Genomic DNA, 23,871 nt, shown 5'->3' on the forward strand with positions numbered 1-23,871 from the left:
TTTATGCTTCTCCAACTAAATATAAATAATTTTGCACTTATAGAAAATCTTACGATTTCCTTTGGAGTTGGTTTTAATGTTTTATCAGGTGAAACAGGAGCTGGTAAATCAATACTTATTGATGCTATAAATTATATTATTGGCAATAAGTTTAATAGAGACTTAATAAGAATAGGAGAAAAAAAGACCTTTGTAGAGGCTGTTTTTACTATTGAAAATCCAAAGACTAAAGAAATTTTAATTTCAAAAGAAATACAATTTGAAGAAGATTTGCTTATAATAAGTAGAGAAACTTTTCAATCTGGAAGAAGTATTGCAAAAGTTAATGGAAAATCAATTTTACTTGTAGAACTAAAAAATATAACTTGTACAATACTTGATATACATGGACAACATGAAAATCAAAATCTATTACTATGGGAAAATCATATTAATTATGTAGACGATTATGGAGAGGATTCCATCAAAGTTTTAATAGAGAACTATGCTTATAATTATAAAAAATTTCATGAAATAAAAAATAAAATAAATAAACTTTCTGGTAATAGTGGAGATAGAAATAAAATAAGTGATTTTTTAAAATATCAGATAGATGAAATAAATTCTGCAAATTTAAAAGAAGAAGAAGAAAATGAGTTGAATAAAAAATTTAAAGTGCTTTCTTCAGCAGAAAAGATAAATAATACATTAAATAATTGTTATACAAATCTTTATAGTGGATTTGAAAACAAAAAATCTATTCAAGATGAACTTGGTAATATAATAAAAGATATGAGCTCTATAAAAGACATAGATAACAAAATGGAAAACATACATAAACTTCTTGAAGATGCCTATTATAATATAGAAGAGTCTGTAGATGAAATCAGAAGTATAACTGCCAATAATAATTATGACGAAAAAGAATTGGAATATATAAATAACAGGCTTTATGAAATTAGTGGATACAAGAAAAAATATGGCAATACTATAAAAGACATATTAGAGTATAGAAAAAAAATATCAAATGAGTATAAAGAAGTTATAGACAGTGAAGATATAATAAATGAACTAAAAAAAAGTCAATGCATATTACAGGAAAAGTTAAAGATACAGGCAGGAAAAATCCATGATGAACGATGCAATGTATCCAAAATATTGGAAGATAAAGTAAAAGATGAATTGAAATTTATAGGATTGGAAAAGAGTATATTTAAAATAAAAATTGATTTACAAGATAAATTTATGGAAAATGGAATGGATATAGTTCAATTTTATATATCTACAAATCCCGGACAACCGCTTAAACCTCTTGAAAAAATTGTATCAGGAGGTGAACTTTCGAGAATAATGCTTGCATTAAAAACTGTATTTGTAGATAAAGATAAAATTTCTTCTGTAATATTTGATGAAATAGATACAGGTATAAGTGGAAGAATAGCTCAGTGTACAGCGGAAAAAATGTATGCCATATCAAAAAAACATCAAGTGCTTTGTGTAACACATCTACCTCAGATAGCAGCTATGTCTGATACGCATTATTTGGTTATAAAGGATGTACATGATAACAATACCTATACTAGAATAAAAAAGCTAAATGACGAAGAAAAAGAACATGAACTTGCGAAAATGCTTGGAGGTTCTGAAGTTACCGAAATTACCCTGGCACATGCAAAAGAACTTATAAAAATGGCTGATGTCAAAAAAAAATTATATAGTTAACAGGTATATAAAACAAATCATTTCAAATAAAAGAAGCAGATCCTTTTTTGAGATGATTTTTTATTGTTTTTTTGAAAAAATTAGATTAAAAATCAATACATTTACTTTTAATGAAAGTATATAATAGCATAATAAAATATTTAAAAGGGCAACTTAAGCTTAGAAAAAAGTGATACAGACAGGAGGCAAACAGAGCATGAAAAATTTTTTAAATAGATATTTATATTATATTTTAGTTCCTATCCTGTTTATTATGCTAATTACTTTTTATGAAGCTCAAAATATACCTGCGACTATATTTTTAAGAGAAAATGATACTGTAAAACAAAATATGTTTTTGAAAGTAAAAGGCATTAATAAAAAAACAGATAGAAATGCAAGCGTAAACTTATTAGGTGTTGTTCCTGTAGGATCAGTATCTATAAAATCAGTTAAAGAAAATATGTTGTTATATCCAGGAGGGCAACCTATAGGTGTTAAATTAAATACTCAGGGTGTATTAGTTGTAGCTCTGTCTGATGTTACTACAAAAAATGGTAAAGTTACAAGCCCTGCTGCTTCAAGTGGAATACAAATAGGCGATGATATATTGAAAATAAATGATGTTGCTATTAAAAGTGGAGAGCAAACAAAAGAGGAAATAGATAGAAGTGAAGGTAAGGATATAAAAATTTTATTGGATAGAAAAGGTGAAAAAATAGAAAAAATATTAAAGCCAGTGAAAAGTTTAGAAGATAATGGTTACAAAATAGGTCTATGGATTAGAGATTCTACTGCAGGCGTTGGAACACTTACTTTTTATGATAAAGAAAGTAATATGTTCGCTGCATTAGGTCATCCTATAACTGATATTGATACTGGAACTATATTAAAAGTAAATTCTGGTGAAATAGTGTCTTCATCAATTGTATCTATAAAAAAAGGTGCCAAGGGAAATCCGGGGGAGTTAAAAGGAATATTTGTAAATGAAAATAATACTTTGGGAAATATATATAAAAATACTCAGTGTGGAGTATTTGGTAAAGGAAATAATCAACTTGAAAATAAAAAATTGGCTCCTATGAAAATAGGACTCAGAAACGAAATCAAAGAAGGACCTGCAAAAATATTGACAACAATAGGTAAAGAAGGAGTAAAATCATACGACATTAAAATTGAAAAACTTCTTGCTCAAGATGTTCCTGGACCTAAGAGTATGGTAATACGAGTTACAGATAAAGAATTGCTTGAGAAGGCCGGTGGAATAGTTCAAGGTATGAGTGGAAGTCCTATAATTCAGAATGGAAAAATTGTAGGTGCAGTGACACATGTACTTGTAAATAAACCAGATGTAGGTTATGGTATATATATAGAATGGATGTTAAATGATGCAAATTTACTGGAAAAATAATTGTTTCCAAAAATCTATTTTAATTTTACAAGATAGCAGTTTTCGCTATCTTGTGATTCTTTATATTTTATAAAAATGGAAAAAATTTTTTTATTAAGAAGGAATTAAAATTCTTTTGTCGAATTTATTATTTGTTAACAATTGGGAATTTATTAATAAAAGGGGAGTAAAATATATGGAAGAATCAAAGATAAGTGTAGTTATTGCAGATGATAATAAGGAATTTTGTAATATTCTCAACGATTATTTGTTAAATCAAAGGGACATTGTAGTTACAGGTACTGCTAAAGATGGACTTGAAGCATTGGAATTAATACAAGAAAAAAGACCAGACTTAGTAGTATTGGATATAATCATGCCCCATCTTGATGGATTAGGAGTTCTTGAAAGGTTAAATAATATGGATATTAACCCTTTACCGAGAGTAATCGTGCTTTCAGCAGTAGGTCAGGATAAAATAACTCAAACAGCTATAAACTTAGGAGCAGATTATTATGTAGTAAAACCATTTGATATGGATGTATTTACTAAAAGAATACGACAAATGTTTAATAATGATTTAGCTAATAATAGTGAGAGCAAGAAAATGGTATTGATGTCAGATAATCCGCAAATTAGCTATTCAAGAAGTACACCGGATAGTTTAGAACAAGAAATAACAAATATTATACATGAAATAGGAGTTCCAGCTCATATAAAGGGGTATATGTATTTAAGGGAAGCCATAACTATGGTAGTAAATAATATGGAGTTATTATCTGCGGTTACTAAAGAATTATATCCATCTATAGCCAAAAAATATAATACTACGGCTAGCAGAGTCGAGAGGGCCATAAGACATGCCATTGAAGTAGCTTGGTCAAGGGGACAAGTTGAAACTATAAATAAAATTTTTGGTTATACTATACATAACGATAAAGGTAAACCAACAAATTCAGAATTTATCGCTATGGTTGCAGATAAATTGAGATTGAAAAATAAAGTTAGCTAGTAAAAATCTTCCATTCAAATAGGAATGGAAGATTTTTGATAATAAAATATTTAATGAATGAATAAAATAATAATATTACAGTATATAAAAGGGAGGAAAATAGAATGGGAAAAATCAAAGTTGAATTTGAGATGGAAGAGATAAGTGATTTAAAAAATTTAATTAAAAGTAGAATTAATGAGTTGAGAATTAAAATGTCAAATGATCCAGATAAAGAAGAAGAATTAAAACAAATTATAAGAAGTTATAAACAAATTATAAATAGTATAGAGGATCAAGTTAAATAACATGATTTCAGGAGGGCAAATACTTATGAATTTTGTAGAAAAGACTATAGATAAAAAAAATATATATAAAGGTAAAATTATTGATTTGAACTTGCTCAAAGTAAAATTGCCAAATGGAAAGGAAAGCAGCAGGGAAATAGTTAATCACCCTGGTGGTGTAGCCATCGTAACTTATAAAGACCAGGATACTTTAATTATGGTGGAGCAATTTAGAAAACCATTTGAAAGGATGGTTTTAGAAATACCAGCAGGAAAACTAGAAAAAGGTGAAGATCCAGAAACTTGTGGAAAAAGGGAATTAGAAGAGGAAACAGGTTATAAGTCAAAAAGTTTTAATTACCTTGGCAAGATAATCACGAGTCCAGGTTTCTGTGATGAAATTATATATATATATGAAGCTAGAGACCTATACAAAGGCAGAGATGATATAGGAGATGAAGATGAATTTATAAATTTAAAGGAAATAAAAATAGACAGGATAAGGGATATGATAAAGTCAGGGGAAATAGAAGATGCGAAAACAGTAAGTTCATTTATGTTCATATAATATAGGCATATAACTCTTTTGTTCATCATAAATATAAAAGGAGATTAACAAAAGGGGGATGAATTATGCTGAATGGCAAAGTGACTGAGTTAATAAATAAAAACGTTCAAGATAATTTTTGGCTGTATGTAATAAGCCTTCTATGTGTTTGTACAGGTATAGTACTTGGAGTATATAGTGTAAGATATATGGGAGGATTTGAAAAAAGTGATCTATTGAGTTATTTAAATAGTTTTAAAAATAGTATAGACAACAGTAGTATAAATTATAAGTCAATATTTATAGAAACATTAAAGATAAATGTTCCTATGCTTGTAGCTATATGGTTTCTTGGACTTACTATGATTGGAATACCTATTATATTGATAATAGATGTTTTAAAGGGATTTACTATTGGTTTTGCTTCAAGTTTTATAATAGGAGAAATGGGTATGAAAGGTATATGGTTTGATTTGCTGGGAATATTTCCACAAAACATAATATATATACCGTGTATAATATTTTCATCTGTACTTGCTATGGAGTTTTCTCTTACTATGTTCAGGGATAGATCCAATAATCAGTGGAAATCACATATACTACTTAAGTTGACATCCTATTCTATAACTTTCGTATTTATAATAGGTATAATGTGTATAGGATTTATATTGGAAGTATATTTAACTCCAAATATGGTGAAATTAATTGTAATGAATGGGACCTGGTTATTATGATAGATAGACAGTATAATTTACGATTTTTAATAACTATTTTCAAGTGCTTCTTTCTACTCCTTTTATTTGGAATGTTTTTACCAAAAATTTTAGATTATATAATATATTATTTTGTAGTAAAACCCAATGTATATGAAAATAGTATATTTGTATACAATATATTTAACAAAAATCATAATATACTGTATAATTATATTATGATTTTTAGTCAATTTTTGAAGTTTTGAAAAGTGGTGGTAGATTTGAACAGTATTTTACTTGATTATGTTTATGCATTACAAAAAAAACAGGTATCTAAAAATACATTAGATGCATATGTAAGGGATATAAGCAAATTTTGTGATTTTATAAAAAATAGAGATGAGAATATAAAAGACATAGAAGTTGTATCTGTAATGGCCTATGTTCAATATCTACAAAAAGAAGGAAGAGCCGTTTCTTCTATAATTAGAAATATAGTATCACTCAGAAGTTTTTACAAATATCTCATGCTCAAAGGTCTGGTGGATGAAAATCCAGTATTATATTATGATATGCCAAAGATTAAACATACTATACCTAAAATACTTACTGTAGATGAAGTGGATAAATTATTGGATTCACCTGATCTTAGCAAGGACAAGGGAGTAAGAGATAAGGCAATGCTTGAAACTATGTATGCATCAGGCATGAAAGTTATGGAGCTTTTGAGTTTAACTATATATGACATGAATTTGAAACTTTCTTATATTAAATGTAGAAATTCCAGAAAACAGGAAAGAATCATACCTATAGGATCTATAGCAGTTAAGTATTTAAAAAAATATTTAAATGTGCGTAATAGATTAAATACATATAATTTGGATTTTCTATTTTTGAATTTAAGAGGAGTACAGATGAGTAGACAAGGATTTTGGAAAATAGTAAAATATTATGCCGAGAAATCAGATATAGATAAAAATATAAATGCATTTACACTTAGACATTCTTTTGCAGTACATCTATTGCAAAATGGAGCTGATATAAGATCTGTTCAGGAACTTTTAGGGCATAAAGATTTGTCTGCTACTGAAATATATGAATCTATTCTAAAGAAAAATAAAATAGCTGAAGTTTATAAAAAAGCTCATCCAAGGGCATAAAATAAATAAAAAATTTAAAGTACTTCTCTTTATAAAAGAGGGGTATATTTTTTGCTTAAATTATAAAAATTCTAAATAATTCATTATCATGAATAAATAACTCATCAAATTGAGAATAATAAACTTAGAATTATTGTGTTTTTCAAAGTACATATGAAGGGAGAGAAAAATCAATGATAAAAACACAGAAGAAGATTATAAGTAAATTATTATCTATATTTTTCATAGTATCAATTTGCATTACGTATACGTGTAATACTAAAGCATATGAAGTATCTTCAAAACATATATATAATTCACAAGATAATGAAAATTTAACTGTAGATGCAAAGTCTGCTCTACTTATGGAGCCTACATCTGGAAAAGTAATATTTGAGAAAAATGCTCATGAAAAACTTGAACCAGCTTCTGTTACCAAAATAATGACTATGCTTCTTACCATGGAAGCTGTGGACTCAGGAAAAATAAGCTTGAAAGATAAGGTAACCATAAGTGAGAATGCTAAAAAAATGGGTGGAAGTTCAATGCTCCTAGATACTGGGGAGGTAAGAACGGTTGAAGAACTTATAAAGGGAATTGGTATAGCTTCCGGGAATGATGCAGCAGTTGCCATGGCTGAATATTTAGGAGGAAGTGAGCAGGCATTTGTAGGATTGATGAATAAAAGGGCACAGGAACTTGGTATGAAGGACACTAGTTTTAAAAATTGTACTGGACTAAATGCTCCTGGTCATATGACTTCTGCTTATGATATATCCATAATGTCAAGAGAACTTTTAAAGCATCCACAAATATTGAAGTATACGGGAACATATATGGAAACTATATCAGAAGGAAGAAAAAGTCCAATAGAATTAGTCAACCACAACAAGTTGGTTAGATTTTTCAATGGTTGTGACGGACTGAAAACAGGATTTACCGATGCAGCTAAATACTGCATATCTGCTACATCTACAAGAGATAATGTTAGAATGTTGGCTGTTATCATGGGTTCTCCAAGCTATAAAATAAGAAATAAAGACGCAAGTATGTTAATGAATTATGGATTTTCAAAATATAAGTCTATAAAATCAATTACTAAGGGAAAAGCAGTACAAAAGATAAATTTAAATAAAAAAGGAGATAAATTTTTCAATGCAATAGCCAAAGATGATTTTAATGTAATAGTTGAAAAAAATAGCAAAGACAAGATTACCTATAACTGCATCTTGAATAAAAATAAAAAGAAATACAAAAAAGGTGAAAATATAGGATATTGTAATATATATACAAATGGAAAATTAGTTGGAAAAGTAGATGTTTGCACTGATAGAGATGTTAAATCAGCAGGAATTTTAAAAAATTTGAAAAATAATTTTTCTGATATTATAAATAAAGGAGTCTGACATGAATTAACTATTTAAAATTATATAAATTTTAAATAAAATTCTTATTTATAAGTATGTAATGGTATAATAAAGGCAGAAATTCACCTATAAGGCGATTTTTCTGCCTTTATTATAATATGGAGAGATAAATTTGGATATATTAAGCGGATTTAATGATGAAGAATTATATATTGTAAGTTCAGTAGAACGTATATGCAAGACTAAAAATATAAGATCATATGTAGTAGGAGGAGCAGTCAGAGACATATTGCTTAATGCCAATGTAAAAGATATAGACATATGTTTAAATGAGGATCCTATAGTTGTTTTAAAAAGTTTAGAAGAAGTGTATAAATTCAAATATTATGATGAGTTTCAAACGGCTTCCATCATATTCAATAATGGAATAAGTATAGATCTTATAAGATGTAGAAAAGAAGGTTATTTAAAGCCGGGTATGCTTCCCAAAATTATTCCATCTGATATAGAAGATGATCTCTATAGAAGAGATTTTACTGTAAATGCATTAGCTTATGATTTATCAGATCATAGACTAATAGATCCTTATGGAGGAATTGGTGATATAGAGAAAAAATTAATAAAGAAAGTGCATAAAAACAGTTACATGGAAGATCCTACTAGAATATTTAGAGCAATTAAATATAGTATACGATATGGATTCTATTTATATGATGTTAATGAAATAATGAATTGTATATGTAATAAAGCACTTCAAAGTATAAGTACAGATCGTTTAGTAAGAGAAATATATTTATTATGCAAAGAAGATAATTGGAAGAGTGCTTATTTGCTATTTGAAAAGTTGCATATATTTAAATTGAATTGTGATCTTATTGGAAAAAGTAATTTAAATACAGACTATGATGATATAAATATTAGAGTTTTAAATTTATACTATTCACTTAGAGATAAAAAGCAAAGTAATATCTTAACAGATAACTCTATTTTGGATACAAAAGTAAAAAAGGCTTTAATTTATATAAGAGAAAATTATCATTTTATAAAGAGTATTGAAGATAATATTTTAGACAACTATGAAATTTTTAAAAATTTTAAGGGTATTCACAGCTATGTTTTAATATATTTAAGTTGGAATTTTAAATTGACTTATAAAATATACAACTACCTTCATAATTTAAAATCATGTAAATTATGTTTAGATGGGAACAAATTAAAATCATTAGGTGTTAAAAATGGTAAGTATATTGGAATAATACTAAAATACAGTATGAAAATACGCTTAAATACAGGTATAGAAAAAGAAACTAATCCGGAGGAAATAAAAAATGCCCTTGAATATAAAGATAGAAAATTTTGAAGGACCTTTTGATTTGCTTCTTCATCTTATCAAAAAAAATAAAATGGACATATATGATGTAAAAATTCATGATATAACAAATCAATATTTAGATTATATACATAGGATAAAACAATTGGATTTAGAATTGACTTCTGAATTTATTGTAATGGCATCTACACTTTTAGAGATAAAATCTAAAATGCTTCTTCCAAAACAATTAATTGATACTGAAGATGAAAATGAATCTGAAGATCCAAGAAAAGAATTGGTAAAAAAGCTAGTGGAATATAAAAAGTTTAAAATTGCAGCGGAATTTTTAAAGAAAAGGGAGAAAAAAATAGGAAGGAGTTTTAATAAAAAACCTGAAATAATAGTTAGAACCAAAGAAGATTTGAAGCCGGAAGAATTTTTAAAAGGTTTGACTATGATAAAATTATATAATATTTATTCTAAACTTATGGATATATACATAGAAAAAACAAATAGAGAAAATAAGTTTGAAGGAAAAATATCCAGAGATAAATTTAAAATAGAAGATAAGATGAAATATATAATAGAGAACATAAAAAGTGGACAATCACTTGAGTTTTCCAATATTTTAAAAAGGTGTTCATATAAAATAGAAAAAGTAGTTACTTTTGTTGCACTTTTAGAACTTATAAAAATTGGAACAGTAAAAGCAGTTCAAAGAGAAAATTTTGAAGAAATATATGTAGAAAGGTTAGAGGAGAATGATAAATCAAATTAGAATGGATATAAATGATAATAGTAAATACTTTTCAGTAATTGAATCACTCCTTTTTGTATCCGGTGAACCTGTAAAGATAAATCAAATTGCTGAAATTATAGAATGTAGTTTGAATTTTACAAAAGAAATAATGAATAAAATGATGAAAAGTTATGATACCCCTGATAGAGGAATAAAGATTATGAATTCAGATGACAAATATAGTCTAGTTACTAAATCGGAAAATAGTGCTTATGTAGAAAAACTGCTTGGTATAAATTCTAGGCAATCACTGTCCCAGGCATCCATTGAAACACTTTCTATAATTGCTTATAAGCAGCCTATAACTAGAGTGGATGTAGATGAAATAAGAGGGGTTAAAAGTGACAGGGCAATTTATAATTTATTGGAGAAGAAACTTATAAAAGAAAGTGGAAGATTAAATGTGCTTGGAAGACCAATATTATATAGTACTACTGAGGAGTTCTTAAGATATTTTGGACTTGAAAATATAGATGTGTTACCTGACTTAAACTGATTTGTACAGTTGAAAATAGGCATTTAATTATTTATACTATAATTATAAGTAATAATTGAAAGGATACGGATAATTATGGATAAAAATTTAAAATGGGTATATGAACAAAGAGTAAAAAGAACAATGGAAAATTTGAAAAAAAATAATATGGAAGCATACTTAGTTAAAGATGAAAAAGAAGTTGTTAATAAAGTAAAATCTTTTATGAAAGATGGAGAAACTGTAGCTGTAGGGGGCTCTATGACACTTTTTGAGACTGGTGTGATAGATTTTTTAAAAAGTGGAAATTACAATTTTTTGGATAGATATAAAGAGGGATTAAATCGAAAAGATATGAAAGATATTTATAGGAAAAGTCTCTTAAGTGACACATATATAGTGAGCAGTAATGCAATAACAGAAAGTGGAGAATTATATAATGTAGATGGAAATGGAAATAGAGTTGCTGCCATGATATATGGTCCAGAACAGGTTTTGGTAATAGCTGGATTGAATAAAATAGTTAAAGATATAGATGCTGCAGTGGAGAGAACTAAATATTTTGCAGCTCCTGCTAATACGAAACGATTGAATATAGGTACTCCCTGTACTCAGTCTGGATATTGTGTAGATTGTAAATCAGATAACAGAATTTGTAATGATTATGTTCTAATAAAAAGACAAAATGTAAAAGGAAGAATAAAAGTCATTATTGTAGATAAAAATCTAGGATATTAAAATCTTGTTAAAGCAAACAATTACTTTAACAAGATTTAAAAACATGTACTTAAAGTCTTAGGTAGCTATTACCATCTAGAGGAATGAGAAGTTGTAGATTAGAAGGTTCTGAAGCATTTCCAACGGTGTATATACTATAAAATCTATTAGGAGTTAATCTGATATTTGGAACATATATAAGTCGATTTCCGGTATTGCTGTCTGTAACATTAAATGTATATGTGTTAGGATCTAAATCAACATAATCAGTAACTCCTCTATAAGGTATGTTACTGAATAAAGTTCTTCCATTTTGAATAGAAAGGTTTAAGTTTTGTGAATCCTGAGATAGATTTACAAATTTAATCAGAGCTTTATGTGGAAGTTTAGGTCTTATTTCATCTTCTATTGGAAGTATATTTATATTTGGATAAGTACCTATAACAGCAGTAGTCCAGATTTTTTCTGGCGGTATAAATATAGCCCTGTTAAAAACAGGATTACTTGTAGCACCAGAAGGAAAAATTGTAATATTGTAGGTTCCTGATGGTAACGGTATATAGTCAGAAAATGCTTTATAATTTAAATTTCTATATAAAAGTCTGTTATTTAAATATACATCTAATGCAGGAGAATTTGTACTTGCATTTAAAATTCTCATATATGATATTGGATTCTGTACTCTATAAAAATTACTATAAAATGAATAAGGAGAAATAAACATTACAGGCCACCTTTTATATAATTTATTCACATTATAATATATGTTTGAACGGGTAACTGTGATACAATTATAAGGAATAAATTATTGTTTAAACATATAATTGCCTAAGTTATATAGGTTTAAAGATATGGGTATTTTACTTGTGCTTATGTAATCCATAGGGTATTCACCATCCCAGGGATATACGGATATATATTGCTGGTTATATACATTGACTAGCAATTTTTGCTGTTTGAATATTAATAGTATTTTATAAGCTGGTTTTGAAGGAAGTTTATTCGGCCTGCTTATGAAATTTTTTTCATTAAGAGATTTAAACATAGTTGTTATATCTGTAATAGAATCAGCATTCAACTGTTTTTCTCTATGAAAATTAGTCTCAGTTATAATGCATTTTGAAGGCTTTTCAGAACTTAATGATTTTAACAACATACTTGTGTAGTAAAATTGGTTAGGCTTTTTTGAGTTTAATTTAATAATATTTAAGTTGTTGTTGCATCCAACTAGCATAAGAGACACAGCAACTATTATAATAGAACTTAATAATAGTTTTTTCATTTTATCACCTTGATATCAGATTACTGTTATAAATAAAAATATGTTTAAGCACCATATTTTATTACAAAAATTTAAGTATAAATAATATTTATTATAGACAGTTTATAAATGATTTCATTGAAATATATTAATAAAATAGGAAGTGAATACTTTGGAGAAAAAATTAATTCCAAAAAAAGATATCCAAGTTAGGCTTAGAAGAATAGAGGGACAGATAAAGGGAATAGAAAAGATGATTGAAGGAGAAAATTGCTGCAAAGATGTACTAATACAGGTTGCAGCAGTTAGAGCTGCTATAAATAAAGTTGGTGGATTATTGCTTCAAAACTATGCTAAAACTTGTTTCTTAACAGAATATGATAAAAGATCAGAAGAAAAGAAAATAGAAGAACTTGTATCAACACTTACCATGTTTTTAAAATAGATTTATTTCTAAGATTTAGAGTTTGATTTAAATTGATCTAAATCTTAGAATTATGAGATTTTGATCTGTGTCTAAGTGCTCTTAACCTATCTAAATGTAGTTTCCTTTTAAAGAGTATAATTGCTTTTGATATTGAAGATACAGAAAAGACTCCTACTGCAATTGTACCAGCTATTCCAATAGTATTAATTCCTGTAGCTAAAGATTTATCTATATTTCCCTGTACGGTTTCAAACATAGTGTTGTACATTCCACTCCCAGGCACTAGAGGAATTATAGCGCCTATTATAAATGTAGTTACGGGTGTTTTAAATACACGTGCCATTGTTTCAGAATAAATTGCACCTACTAGTGATGCCGAAAAATAAGATAATATACTGGATAAATTTAAATATGAGGACACAAATAAATATATAAACCAGGTTATACCACCTCCTACAGAAGCAAAAATCAATTTTTTACCTCTGGCATTTGAAAGTACAGCAAAACAAAAGGTTGCTATTAGTGCATATATAGAATTTATTATCATAAACTAAAACCTCCTGTAATTAGCCATAATCTCATTACTATTCCTGTCCCAACTGCAATGGCTACGGCTACAAGCAAAGCTTCTACTCCACCTAAAACTCCAGATAGCAAATCTCCTGCAATAGTATCCCTTATAGAGTTTGTTATAGCAACGCCAGGTACTAAAAGCATAATGGAGCCTATTATTACTGTATCTGTGTGTATAGATAAATTTAATTTTGTACTAACTAAAGCTATAAGTGCTGCAATAGCACCACAAATTATATTTATAAAAAATTCATTTGCCTGTAGATAGCTTAAAGTTGAAGATACTAATTTTATTAAGCAACCTATAATAAATGAAATAGCAAAGTCTCTTATATTGCCACCAAATACAAGACAAAAAAATCCAGAAGCTCCTCCAGAGGAAAATATATTCAATTTATAACTATATGTCTTTAATCTGTCAATTTTTTGTAACTTTTTATATATGTCTTCTAAAGTATAACCGGAATCTTTTATGTGTCTGGAAATGTTATTTACTCTAGATATTTTTTCTAAATTCTGGCTGCCGCGTTTTACCCTTTTTATAAGAGATACTGTTTTATCATAATTACTTTCTGCAGATATTATTATTACGTTTATAGTTACGTAGGCATCTACTTTCAATATACCGCAGGAATGACATATTCTGGTTATAGTCTCTTCTACCCTATATATTTCTGCACCACTTTCTAAAAGTATTTTTCCTGCATAAGCAGCTATATTTATCGTGCGATTAATATCCATGAGAGTATGCTCCTTAATTAAAATGGTAATATAAATTCACAATTATTATAGTATAAGTTAAGATTATTTGCTATAATTAATTATAAATTTTAGAGCATTTTTTATATTAGCAAAATAATTGATTATAATTTACATAAGCTGTATAATAATTAGCATATAATAATAGATGTGTAAATTTTTCACTAGAATACTGAGGAGGAATAAAAAATGGATTTTAAAAATCTACAAAATACAGATAAGCAGGTATATGATATAGTAGAGGAAGAGAGAGTTAGACAAGAGGACGGCATAGAATTAATTGCTTCTGAAAATTTTACAAGTCAATCAGTTATGGAAGCCATGGGTTCTTATCTAACTAATAAATATGCTGAAGGATATCCAGGAAAGAGATATTATGGAGGCTGCTATGTTGTAGATAAGGTAGAAGATATTGCCAGAGATAGACTAAAAAAATTATTTGGTGCAGAGCATGTAAATGTACAACCTCATTCAGGTTCACAGGCAAATATGGCAGTATACATGTCAGTATTAAAATTAGGTGATACTGTGCTTGGAATGAGTTTAAGTGATGGTGGACATTTAACTCATGGAAGCAAAGTAAGTTTTTCAGGAAAATTGTATAATTTTATTTCTTATGGAGTAAAGAAGGATACTGAAACTATTGACTATGATGAAATGAGGAAACTTGCATTAGAATATAAACCTAAGATGATAGTATCAGGAGCCAGTGCCTATCCTAGAGAAATAGATTTCAAAAAAATAAGAGAAATATGTGATGAAGTTGGAGCTTATATGATGGTAGATATTGCTCACATAGCAGGATTAGTTGCAGCAGGCAAACATATTTCTCCAGTACCATATGCTGATTTTGTAACAACTACTACACATAAAACTCTAAGAGGTCCAAGAGGTGGAGCGATAATGTGCAAGGAGAAGTATGCAAAAGCACTTGATAAGACTATATTTCCTGGAATTCAAGGTGGACCACTTATGCATATAATTGCTGGTAAGGCTGTGTGCTTTGGAGAGGCACTTACAGATGGATACAAGCAGTACATAAATCAGGTAGTAAAAAATGCCAGGGTGTTGGCGGATGAACTTAAAAAATATGGATTTAGACTTGTAAGCGGTGGAACTGATAACCATCTTATATTAATTGATTTTACCAATAAGAACATGACTGGAAAAGAAGCAGAGAAATTATTGGAAAATGCAGGCATAACAGTGAACAAGAATGCCATACCTTTTGATAAATTGGGACCTAATGTTACAAGTGGAATTAGAATAGGAACACCTGCAGCAACAACTAGAGGCTTTAAAGAGGAAGAAATGAAAAAGATAGCGTATTTCATTAATTATATAGTTGAAAATAGAGACAAGGATCTTTCAGGATTAAGAGAAGAAGTAAGAGAACTTTGCAATGGATTTCCCATATATAAATAAATTATGTTGATACAGTTAAGAAGGGCTGCCGGAGTTATTCGGTGTCCTTTCTTATTTTTATCTGAATAAATCTATAATATACTTCATATAATTTATAAATTTGTAAATTAACGGAGGTATATCTATGATAAAAAGGGGAAGTCTAGTTGAAGTAGAAAAAATATATATAGAAAATAGAAGTGATGTAAAAATATTATTCAGGGGTATATGCATAAATGACTGCAATGTTGGAGAATATGTTGATGTAAAGACAATGTCAGGTCACTTGGTTAAGGGAGTTGTGTATAAGGACATGCATTTTTCCGGAAACGTTCATCATTTATCTAAAAAGGCCAAGGAAATTTTACAAATTAAAAGTTTTTAGTCTTATTTTTCAGTAGTTATTCCCCAATATGAGTATATATGATATAATATATGCGAATAATCCTATTTAAAACATAAATAATGTTCGAAAATATAATTATGATTAGGGGAGATAACAGAATGAAGATCAGAAGATTGTTTGTAGAAAAAAAACAAGGATTTAATATAGAGGCTCAGAAACTTTTAAAGGATATAAGAGAAAGCCTGAATATTAAAGAGGTAAATAATTTAAGAATATTAAATAGATATGATATCGCAGGTATGGAAGATAAAGAATATGAACAATCCAAGTACACAGTTTTTTCGGAGAAAACTGTTGATGCAGTTTATGAAGAAAAATTAAATGACATAGCTGGAAAAAAATTTTTTGCAGTGCAGTATCTCCCAGGACAATATGATCAGAGAGCCGATTCAGCAGCTCAATGTATTCAGATATTAACTCAAAAAGAGAGAATTGATATAATATCATCCAAGGTATATGTAATTGAAGGAGATATAACAGATAAACAATTTAACAGTATAAAAAAATATTGCATAAATCCAGTGGATTCTAAAGAGTCACCTCTTGAAAAACCAGAACAATTGGACCAGAAAGTTCATATTCCAGAAAATGTAGAACAGCTGAATGGATTCAGGGACAAAACTAAAGAAGAATTAGCAAAGTTTATAGATGAAAAAGGTCTTGCTATGAGTTTGGATGATCTGGAATTTTGCAGACAATATTTTAAAAATCAAGAAAAAAGAGATCCGAGTATAACTGAAATCAAGGTAATAGATACATACTGGTCGGATCATTGTAGACATACTACATTTATGACTGAACTGGAAGATATAAAAATTGAAAATGGAAAGTTTTCTGAACCCATTAGAAGTTCTTATACTGACTATTTGAAGTTTAGAGATGATTTAAATAGAGATGAAAAACCTGTATGTCTTATGGATATTGCTACTATTGCAATGAAAAAATTAAAGGCTGAGGGAAAAATGAATGATTTGGATGAATCCGAGGAAATAAATGCATGTAGTATAGTTGTGGATGCAGATATAGATGGAAATATGGAAAAATGGCTTGTTATGTTTAAAAATGAAACTCACAACCACCCTACTGAAATAGAGCCATTTGGAGGAGCAGCAACATGTATTGGAGGATCTATAAGAGATCCTCTTTCTGGAAGATCTTATGTGTATCAAGCTATGAGAGTTACAGGAAGTGGAGATCCAACAGCTGATTTGAATTCAACTTTGGAGGGGAAACTTCCACAAAAAAAGATAACTGTAGGAGCAGCTCAGGGATATAGTTCATATGGAAATCAGATTGGTCTTGCTACCGGACTTGTAAGTGAAATATATGATAGTGGCTATGTTGCGAAGAGAATGGAAGTTGGAGCAGTAGTTGCAGCTGCACCAATGGAAAATGTAATTAGAAAAAGACCCCAGCCTTCAGATATAGTAATACTCCTTGGAGGAAGAACTGGAAGAGATGGTTGTGGCGGTGCTACAGGATCATCTAAAAAACATACTGAAAAATCAATAGTTACATCAGGAGCTGAAGTTCAGAAAGGAAATCCAGTTACAGAGCGAAAACTTCAGAGATTATTTAGAAAGCCAGAAGTAAGCACTTTAATAAAGAGATGTAATGATTTTGGAGCTGGAGGGGTATCAGTAGCCATTGGAGAGCTTGCGAGAGGACTTGAGATAAATTTGGATTTAGTCCCTAAAAAATATGAAGGATTAGATGGAACGGAACTTGCCATTTCAGAATCACAAGAGCGTATGGCAGTAGTAGTATCAATAGAAAATGCAGATAGATTTATAAAATATGCAGAAGAAGAAAACCTTGAAGCTACAAAGGTTGCTGTAGTTACTGAAGAAGACAGATTGAAATTTTATTGGAGAGGCAGCATAATTGTAGATTTAAGCAGGAAATTTATAGATACCAATGGAGTAAGAGCAAAAAATAAAGTATTTGTAAAATCTCCTGATGAATCAGATGGATATTTTGACAATAAGAGATTATGCAGCAATGATGATTTAAAAAACAGATGGATGAATATGCTTGGAGATCTCAATGTATGCAGTCAAAAAGGTCTTGTAGAAAGATTTGATGGAACTATAGGCAGCAATACAATATTGATGCCTTTTGGTGGAAAATATCAGCTTACAAAAATAGGAGCTATGGCAGCTAAATTACCAGTACTTTCTGGAAATACAAACACAGCTACTATAATGAGTTATGGCTATAATCCTAAAATAGCTAGATGGAGTCCTTTCCATGGATCAGTGTATGCAGTATGTGAATCTGTAGCAAAAATTGTAGCTGCAGGTGGATCGGCAGATAAAATAAGGCTTACGTTTCAAGAATATTTTGGAAGTCCACAAAAAGATCCTGAAAGATGGGGAAAACCATTTTCTGCACTTCTGGGAGCATTACATGCACAAGATAAATTAAATATAGCAGCTATAGGTGGAAAGGATAGTATGTCTGGAACATTTAAAGATATGGATGTACCACCAACCCTGGTATCTTTTGCTATAACTACTGAAAATGCAGAAAAAATTATATCACCAGAATTTAAAAAGTTTGGCAGCAGTATAGCTATTATTAAAGTAAATATGGATAGTTGTGATATACCTGATTTTGACTCTATGAATAAATATTATAAAATTTTGCATTCACTAATAGCAAGCAAAAAAATAGTATCAGCTGAAGCAGTTAAAGATGGTGGAATAGCTGAAGCAATAAGCAATATGAGTTTTGGAAATAAGATAGGGGTAAAACTTTCCAATAGTTTAAAAGAAGAAGAATTATTCTTCCCTTACTATGGTTCTATAGTAGTTGAATTAGATAATGACTTAGATGCTGAGAAAACTTTAAACAATTTGAATTATAAGATAATTGGTGTAACTCATGAACACAGAACCATAGAATTTGGTAATACTGTTTTAGAATTGGATTCAATGATAGATCAATGGAGTAAAACTTTAGAGGGAGTATTCCCTACTAAGACTGAAAAAGATGATAGAAAGATATGTAAAATAGATTTTCATACAAAAAATAGTATATCTTCATCTATAAAAATTGCAAAACCAAAAGTATTTATTCCAGTGTTTCCAGGAACAAATTGTGAATATGATTCCAAAAAAGCTTTCGAAAATGCAGGTGCGGAAGTAGATACTTTTATACTCAAAAATCTAACTGTCAATCAGATAGAGGATTCTATAGATGAGATGGAAAGCAGAATAAAGTCATCTCAAATAGTAATGATACCAGGAGGATTTAGTGCAGGGGATGAACCGGATGGATCCGGAAAGTTTATAGCCAATGTATTTAGAAATCCTAAAATAAAAGAGGCAGTTGATCAACTGCTAAATGATAGAGATGGTCTTATGCTTGGAATATGCAATGGCTTTCAGGCACTTATAAAATTAGGCTTGGTTCCATTTGGAAATATAAGAGACATAAAAGAAGACTATCCAACTCTTACTTACAATAAAATAGGCCGTCATAGTTCACGTATAGTAAATACTAGAGTATCTTCTAATCTTTCACCATGGTTTAGTAATGTAAAAGTTGGAGATATTCACTCTATAGCAATATCACATGGAGAAGGAAGATTTGTGGCAAGTGAAGATATGATGAACAGGTTGATAAAAAATGGTCAGGTAGCTACACAATATGTAGATCTTGACGGACAGCCAGTTTATGATGATGAATTCAATCCAAATGGATCATTCTATGCAGTAGAAGGTATAACTAGTCCAGATGGAAGGGTACTTGGTAAAATGGGCCATTCAGAAAGAGTAGGTAAAAATGTAATAAAAAATATCTATGGAAATAAAGATCAGAAGATATTTGAGGCCGGAGTAAATTATTTTAAACTCTAAAATAATTAGAAATAAAAAGGCATTGATGATATACTAGGTTTTAGACTGTGTTATAAAAATTTAAAACTTATAAGGGGAGATGCTTGTGACAAAACCTATAATAATGACAGATGCTACTTGTGATATGCCAAAAGAATATATTACAAATAATAATATCCCTTTTTTAGGACTTATGTGTAATTTTAAAGATACTGAATATGAGGATGATTTTTGGAGCTCACTGGATTATAAGTATTTTTATGCAGAACTTAGAAATGGAGAAATGCCTTATACCATGCAGGTAAATGAATATAGATTCTTAAAAGAATTCAGACAATTATTAAAAGAAGATAGACCTATAATATATATCGGTCTATCTTCTGCAATAAGTGGCACATTTAATAGTTCAAAACTTGCAAGAGAGGAAATACTAGGTGAATTTAAAGATGCTGATATAACTGTAATAGACAGTAAAGGAGCTTCTATTGGTTTGGGACTTTTAGTATATCATGCCGTAGAAATGGCAGAGCAGGGGTATAACAAAGCAGATATTGTAGAATGGGTGGAACAAAATAAGAATAAGATGAACTATTGGTTTGTAGTGGATGATTTAAAACACTTGCAAAAGGGTGGAAGAATATCTTCCTCAAAGGCTGTAATTGGAAGAATACTTGATGTAAAGCCAATTATAGTTATACATAAAGATGGTGCTCTTAAAAATGTGACAAATATAAGAGGTAAAAAAAAGGCATTTAAATATTTGATTCAGAGGTTTAAAGATGTTGGGATTCATAGTCAAAATCAACTTATTGGAATCTCTCATGGAGATTGTATAGAAGATGCAATAATTTTAAAAAATATGGTAGAACAGGAATTTCCAAATAATAAATTTATTATTGCACCACTTGGCTTGGGAATTGCAAGTCATTGTGGAAGTGGAATGGTATCATTGTGTTTTTTAGGGAAAACTAGGGATTATGAATGAAAAAAGGTGAAGCTTTTATAATGAGCTTCACCTTTTTTATAAAAGTATATTAATTGTTATAATTTCTACTATTGATGATTTAGTAGAAATTATAAATCAACCTAACTATAGCTAAAAAACGGTATATAAAACTTGTTTAATGTTAATTATAAACATAAAAATCCATAAATTTGTAATATGTAGATACTTACCTATTATATAGAAAAATGTTATAATAAATAAAGATAATAGTTTAACAAATATAAATTATACAGAGGAGGATAATTATGTATAGATTTACTTTACCAAGGGATATCTATTTTGGAGAAAATTCTTTAGAAGAATTGAAAAAATTAGAAGGCAATAAAGCCGTAATTGTTATAGGCGGAGGTTCAATGAAAAGATTTGGCTTCTTGAAAAAAGTGGAAGATTACTTGAAAGAAGCAGGAATACAGACTAAGTTAATAGAAGGTGTTGAACCTGATCCATCTGTTGAAACTGTTATGAATGGTGCCAAAGCTATGAGAGATTTTGAACCAGATTGGATAATTGCAATAGGTGGAGGTTCACCAATTGATGCAGCAAAGGCAATGTGGATATTCTATGAATACCCTGACTTTACTTTTGAGAAGGCAATAATTCCGTTTGGAATTCCTAAATTAAGACAAAAGGCGAGATTTGTAGCTATACCTTCTACAAGTGGAACTGCAAGTGAAGTAACCTCCTTTTCAGTAATAACAGATTACAAATCTAAAATTAAATACCCATTAGCTGACTTTAATTTAACTCCTGATATAGCAATTATAGATCCAGCTCTTGCTCAAACTATGCCTAAAAAACTTACAGCACATACCGGAATGGATGCGCTTACACATGCGATAGAAGCATATGTTGCAGGATTGCGTTCAGATTTTTCCGATCCTCTTGCTATGCATGCTATAATTATGATTCATAAATATTTGTTTAAATCCTATGAAGAAGACAAGGAAGCTAGAAGTAATATGCATATAGCTCAGTGTTTGGCCGGAATGGCATTTTCAAATGCACTTCTTGGAATAACACATAGTATGGCACATAAAGTTGGTGCTGTATTCCACATACCTCATGGATGTGCAAATGCAATATTCCTGCCTTATGTTATAGACTTTAATAAAAAGTCTTGTGGAGAAAGATATGCTGAAATAGCCAGAAAACTTGAACTTTCAGGAAATACACAGGATGAATTGATCAATTCATTAACTAAACTTATCCAAGATATGGACAAATCAATGAACATACCTCTTACTATGAAAGACTATGGTATAGAAGAAAATGTTTTTAATGAAAATGTAGATTTTATAGCACACAATGCTATAAAAGATGCTTGCACAGGTGCAAATCCTAGAAAAATAACTGAAGCAGAAATGAAAAAACTTCTTCAGTATATTTATAGTGGTAAAAAGGTTGATTTCTAAATATATTACAGTATTATTTAACAGCATGTGGAATTTATATAAATTCCACATGCTGTTTTTGTAACCATATATTGATGATATAATAAAATATAAAAAAACTATTGAATTTTATTTTGAAATTTGGTAAACTAACACTACAATGATTTATCACTTTACCATGATAAATTATAAAATCAGGAGGTAAAAGATGGAAAACTGGAAGAGATATATACCTGAAGGAGCTAAAGATCTTATTTTTGAAGAATGCAGTAAAAAAGTTGAGATACAAAATATACTTAGACAAATTTATATGGATGCTGGATTTTTAGAAATTTCATCACCTCTTTTAGAATTTTACGATGTGTTTAATTATGATAAAACAATATTCAAACAGGAAAATATGTATAAATTATTTGATAAACAGGGCAGAATGATGGTATTGAGACCTGATATGACAACACCTGCAGTTAGAATTTCCGCTACAAAATTGAAAAGAGCACCACATCCGCTGAAACTATGTTATACAGAAAACATATATAGGGAAAATGAAAATTTAAATGGCAAGGATATGGAGATTGCCCAATCCGGAATAGAGATATTGGGTGCGGAAAGCATAAAGGCAGATGCTGAAATTGTTACAACTGCTATAAGGGCACTTTTAAAATGCGGACTCAGGGAATTTAAAATAGAGTTCGGACAAATTAATTTTTTTAAGAGCATAATAAAAGAGACAAAAATGGACGATGAAAAAGAAAAATTATTAAAATACTATATAGAAAATAAAAATTTTACTGCTCTTGAAAATTTCATAGAGGAAAATGGATGTTGTATAAATGAAAAAGATAGGTGTCTATTTAGAGAAATTCCAAAATTATTTGGCGGTATTGAAATTTTGGACAGAGCAACTTCCATGACAGATAATTCAGAAGCACTTGAATCCATAAATAATATAAGAGAACTTTATAATGCAGTTTGTTATGCGGGATACAAGAATTACATATCTGTAGATTTGGGAATGATACAAAATATTGATTATTATACTGGAATAATTTTCAGAGGTTATGCACAAGGTGTAGGTGATAGTATACTTAGCGGAGGAAGATATGATAATTTAGCTAAACAGTTTGGTGATGATGAATGTGCTACTGGACTTGCTATAGATGTAGACAGTATAATGAAAGCCATAGATAGTGTAGATGAGTATGGAATTCACAAAAAAAAGATATTCATATATTACCAAAAAGAGAATTATGAAAAAGCCTATATAAAGGCTGAAGAACTGAGGAAAAAAGATGCAATTGTAGAAATGAGCATTTTTGATAATGAATCTGAAGCACGCAAGTATTGTAATTTAAAACAAATAGACGAATTTATAATAATTTAAAGTCAGATTATATAAGGGA

General features: G+C 29.3%; 23 protein-coding genes. 19 read left to right on the forward strand and 4 right to left on the reverse strand.

The genetic code is table 11. The features are described from left to right. Window positions 1-3: 3 nt before the first annotated feature. From recN to KM800_RS04825, 12 genes are all read left to right on the forward strand, one after another. Window positions 4-1,701 carry a DNA repair protein RecN gene (gene recN / locus KM800_RS04770; protein ID WP_217812035.1) on the forward strand — a complete coding sequence of 566 codons (1,698 nt, stop codon included), beginning with the start codon at window positions 4-6 and terminating at the stop codon, window positions 1,699-1,701. A 196-nt stretch (window positions 1,702-1,897) separates the two neighbouring features. Next, a complete protein-coding gene (spoIVB, locus tag KM800_RS04775) occupies window positions 1,898-3,091 on the forward strand; it encodes a SpoIVB peptidase (RefSeq protein ID WP_217812036.1) in 1,194 nt (397 codons plus the stop codon). Window positions 3,092-3,266: 175 nt separating this feature from the next. Beyond that, complete coding sequence (gene spo0A, locus KM800_RS04780; RefSeq protein WP_217812037.1) at window positions 3,267-4,082, forward strand: sporulation transcription factor Spo0A; 816 nt, start codon at window positions 3,267-3,269, stop codon at window positions 4,080-4,082. Window positions 4,083-4,186: 104 nt separating this feature from the next. Next, on the forward strand, window positions 4,187-4,369 hold the full coding sequence (locus KM800_RS04785) for a hypothetical protein (RefSeq protein WP_217812038.1): 183 nt from the start codon (window positions 4,187-4,189) through the stop codon (window positions 4,367-4,369). Window positions 4,370-4,394: 25 nt separating this feature from the next. Continuing rightward, window positions 4,395-4,916, forward strand: coding sequence for an NUDIX hydrolase (locus tag KM800_RS04790; protein WP_217812039.1), 522 nt, complete (start codon window positions 4,395-4,397; stop codon window positions 4,914-4,916). Between the two features lie 65 nt (window positions 4,917-4,981). Beyond that, window positions 4,982-5,629 carry a stage II sporulation protein M gene (spoIIM, locus tag KM800_RS04795; protein WP_217812040.1) on the forward strand — a complete coding sequence of 216 codons (648 nt, stop codon included), beginning with the start codon at window positions 4,982-4,984 and terminating at the stop codon, window positions 5,627-5,629. A 242-nt stretch (window positions 5,630-5,871) separates the two neighbouring features. Continuing rightward, a complete protein-coding gene (xerD, locus tag KM800_RS04800; RefSeq protein WP_217812041.1) occupies window positions 5,872-6,750 on the forward strand; it encodes a site-specific tyrosine recombinase XerD in 879 nt (292 codons plus the stop codon). 173 nt (window positions 6,751-6,923) lie between these two features. Continuing rightward, window positions 6,924-8,135, forward strand: coding sequence for a D-alanyl-D-alanine carboxypeptidase family protein (locus KM800_RS04805; protein WP_217812042.1), 1,212 nt, complete (start codon window positions 6,924-6,926; stop codon window positions 8,133-8,135). Between the two features lie 133 nt (window positions 8,136-8,268). Then, window positions 8,269-9,456, forward strand: coding sequence for a CCA tRNA nucleotidyltransferase (locus tag KM800_RS04810; protein WP_217812043.1), 1,188 nt, complete (start codon window positions 8,269-8,271; stop codon window positions 9,454-9,456). Further along, window positions 9,425-10,186: a segregation/condensation protein A gene (locus tag KM800_RS04815; RefSeq protein ID WP_217812044.1), complete on the forward strand. Its 762-nt coding sequence runs from the start codon at window positions 9,425-9,427 to the stop codon at window positions 10,184-10,186. The genes KM800_RS04810 and KM800_RS04815 overlap by 32 nt, the downstream gene beginning before the upstream one ends. After that, window positions 10,170-10,703, forward strand: coding sequence for an SMC-Scp complex subunit ScpB (gene scpB, locus KM800_RS04820; RefSeq protein ID WP_217812045.1), 534 nt, complete (start codon window positions 10,170-10,172; stop codon window positions 10,701-10,703). The genes KM800_RS04815 and scpB overlap by 17 nt, the downstream gene beginning before the upstream one ends. Window positions 10,704-10,778: 75 nt before the next feature. After that, window positions 10,779-11,420: a lactate utilization protein gene (locus tag KM800_RS04825; protein ID WP_217812046.1), complete on the forward strand. Its 642-nt coding sequence runs from the start codon at window positions 10,779-10,781 to the stop codon at window positions 11,418-11,420. A gap of 49 nt (window positions 11,421-11,469) precedes the next feature. Here the strand turns inward: KM800_RS04825 and KM800_RS04830 are convergent, their stop codons facing one another. Continuing rightward, the gene (locus KM800_RS04830) at window positions 11,470-12,123 is read right to left on the reverse strand and encodes a DUF4397 domain-containing protein (protein ID WP_217812047.1); all 654 of its coding nucleotides are present in this window, start codon (window positions 12,121-12,123) and stop codon (window positions 11,470-11,472) included. 81 nt (window positions 12,124-12,204) lie between these two features. After that, window positions 12,205-12,681: a DUF4883 family protein gene (locus KM800_RS04835; RefSeq protein ID WP_217812048.1), complete on the reverse strand. Its 477-nt coding sequence runs from the start codon at window positions 12,679-12,681 to the stop codon at window positions 12,205-12,207. Between the two features lie 151 nt (window positions 12,682-12,832). Between KM800_RS04835 and KM800_RS04840 the strand changes: the two genes are divergently transcribed. Further along, on the forward strand, window positions 12,833-13,105 hold the full coding sequence (locus KM800_RS04840) for a metal-sensitive transcriptional regulator (RefSeq protein WP_017750738.1): 273 nt from the start codon (window positions 12,833-12,835) through the stop codon (window positions 13,103-13,105). Between the two features lie 37 nt (window positions 13,106-13,142). On the opposite strand, the gene KM800_RS04845 is transcribed toward KM800_RS04840, so the two are convergent. After that, on the reverse strand, window positions 13,143-13,634 hold the full coding sequence (locus tag KM800_RS04845; RefSeq protein WP_217812049.1) for a threonine/serine exporter family protein: 492 nt from the start codon (window positions 13,632-13,634) through the stop codon (window positions 13,143-13,145). Next, on the reverse strand, window positions 13,631-14,401 hold the full coding sequence (locus KM800_RS04850; RefSeq protein ID WP_217812050.1) for a threonine/serine exporter family protein: 771 nt from the start codon (window positions 14,399-14,401) through the stop codon (window positions 13,631-13,633). The genes KM800_RS04845 and KM800_RS04850 overlap by 4 nt, the downstream gene beginning before the upstream one ends. A gap of 207 nt (window positions 14,402-14,608) precedes the next feature. Between KM800_RS04850 and glyA the strand changes: the two genes are divergently transcribed. The 6 genes from glyA (at window position 14,609) to hisZ (ending at window position 23,852) form a co-directional block, all read left to right on the forward strand. Next, a complete protein-coding gene (glyA, locus tag KM800_RS04855; RefSeq protein ID WP_217812051.1) occupies window positions 14,609-15,844 on the forward strand; it encodes a serine hydroxymethyltransferase in 1,236 nt (411 codons plus the stop codon). A 124-nt stretch (window positions 15,845-15,968) separates the two neighbouring features. Further along, entirely contained in the window at window positions 15,969-16,208 is a 240-nt protein-coding gene (locus KM800_RS04860) for a hypothetical protein (protein WP_217812052.1), read from the forward strand. 119 nt (window positions 16,209-16,327) lie between these two features. After that, window positions 16,328-20,092, forward strand: a complete 3,765-nt coding sequence (locus KM800_RS04865; RefSeq protein ID WP_217812053.1) for a phosphoribosylformylglycinamidine synthase — start codon at window positions 16,328-16,330, stop codon at window positions 20,090-20,092. Window positions 20,093-20,171: 79 nt separating this feature from the next. Next, a complete protein-coding gene (locus tag KM800_RS04870; protein WP_217812054.1) occupies window positions 20,172-21,056 on the forward strand; it encodes a DegV family protein in 885 nt (294 codons plus the stop codon). 266 nt (window positions 21,057-21,322) lie between these two features. Further along, window positions 21,323-22,489 carry an iron-containing alcohol dehydrogenase gene (locus tag KM800_RS04875; protein WP_217812055.1) on the forward strand — a complete coding sequence of 389 codons (1,167 nt, stop codon included), beginning with the start codon at window positions 21,323-21,325 and terminating at the stop codon, window positions 22,487-22,489. A 187-nt stretch (window positions 22,490-22,676) separates the two neighbouring features. Further along, window positions 22,677-23,852 (forward strand): ATP phosphoribosyltransferase regulatory subunit, encoded by a 1,176-nt coding sequence (gene hisZ / locus KM800_RS04880; RefSeq protein ID WP_217812056.1) that lies wholly within the window; start codon window positions 22,677-22,679, stop codon window positions 23,850-23,852. Window positions 23,853-23,871: the final 19 nt, after the last annotated feature.

It is taken from the genome of Clostridium tyrobutyricum (genome assembly GCF_019144085.1).
Classification (GTDB): Bacteria; Bacillota; Clostridia; order Clostridiales; family Clostridiaceae; genus Clostridium_B; species Clostridium_B tyrobutyricum_A.

Bases quoted from the DNA above. Each gene is read 5' to 3' on its own strand.
- KM800_RS04865 (WP_217812053.1), top strand. From the start codon at position 16,328: ATGAAGATCAGAAGATTGTTTGTAGAAAAAAAACAAGGATTTAATATA.
- KM800_RS04845 (WP_217812049.1), bottom strand. From the start codon at position 13,634: ATGATAATAAATTCTATATATGCACTAATAGCAACCTTTTGTTTTGCT.
- KM800_RS04825 (WP_217812046.1), top strand. From the start codon at position 10,779: ATGGATAAAAATTTAAAATGGGTATATGAACAAAGAGTAAAAAGAACA.
- recN (WP_217812035.1), top strand. From the start codon at position 4: ATGCTTCTCCAACTAAATATAAATAATTTTGCACTTATAGAAAATCTT.
- KM800_RS04850 (WP_217812050.1), bottom strand. From the start codon at position 14,401: ATGGATATTAATCGCACGATAAATATAGCTGCTTATGCAGGAAAAATA.
- KM800_RS04815 (WP_217812044.1), top strand. From the start codon at position 9,425: ATGCCCTTGAATATAAAGATAGAAAATTTTGAAGGACCTTTTGATTTG.
- KM800_RS04875 (WP_217812055.1), top strand. From the start codon at position 21,323: ATGTATAGATTTACTTTACCAAGGGATATCTATTTTGGAGAAAATTCT.
- spoIVB (WP_217812036.1), top strand. From the start codon at position 1,898: ATGAAAAATTTTTTAAATAGATATTTATATTATATTTTAGTTCCTATC.
- hisZ (WP_217812056.1), top strand. From the start codon at position 22,677: ATGGAAAACTGGAAGAGATATATACCTGAAGGAGCTAAAGATCTTATT.
- KM800_RS04790 (WP_217812039.1), top strand. From the start codon at position 4,395: ATGAATTTTGTAGAAAAGACTATAGATAAAAAAAATATATATAAAGGT.
- KM800_RS04785 (WP_217812038.1), top strand. From the start codon at position 4,187: ATGGGAAAAATCAAAGTTGAATTTGAGATGGAAGAGATAAGTGATTTA.
- scpB (WP_217812045.1), top strand. From the start codon at position 10,170: ATGATAAATCAAATTAGAATGGATATAAATGATAATAGTAAATACTTT.
- KM800_RS04835 (WP_217812048.1), bottom strand. From the start codon at position 12,681: ATGAAAAAACTATTATTAAGTTCTATTATAATAGTTGCTGTGTCTCTT.
- KM800_RS04870 (WP_217812054.1), top strand. From the start codon at position 20,172: ATGCTTGTGACAAAACCTATAATAATGACAGATGCTACTTGTGATATG.
- glyA (WP_217812051.1), top strand. From the start codon at position 14,609: ATGGATTTTAAAAATCTACAAAATACAGATAAGCAGGTATATGATATA.
- KM800_RS04805 (WP_217812042.1), top strand. From the start codon at position 6,924: ATGATAAAAACACAGAAGAAGATTATAAGTAAATTATTATCTATATTT.
- KM800_RS04860 (WP_217812052.1), top strand. From the start codon at position 15,969: ATGATAAAAAGGGGAAGTCTAGTTGAAGTAGAAAAAATATATATAGAA.
- KM800_RS04830 (WP_217812047.1), bottom strand. From the start codon at position 12,123: ATGTTTATTTCTCCTTATTCATTTTATAGTAATTTTTATAGAGTACAG.
- spo0A (WP_217812037.1), top strand. From the start codon at position 3,267: ATGGAAGAATCAAAGATAAGTGTAGTTATTGCAGATGATAATAAGGAA.
- spoIIM (WP_217812040.1), top strand. From the start codon at position 4,982: ATGCTGAATGGCAAAGTGACTGAGTTAATAAATAAAAACGTTCAAGAT.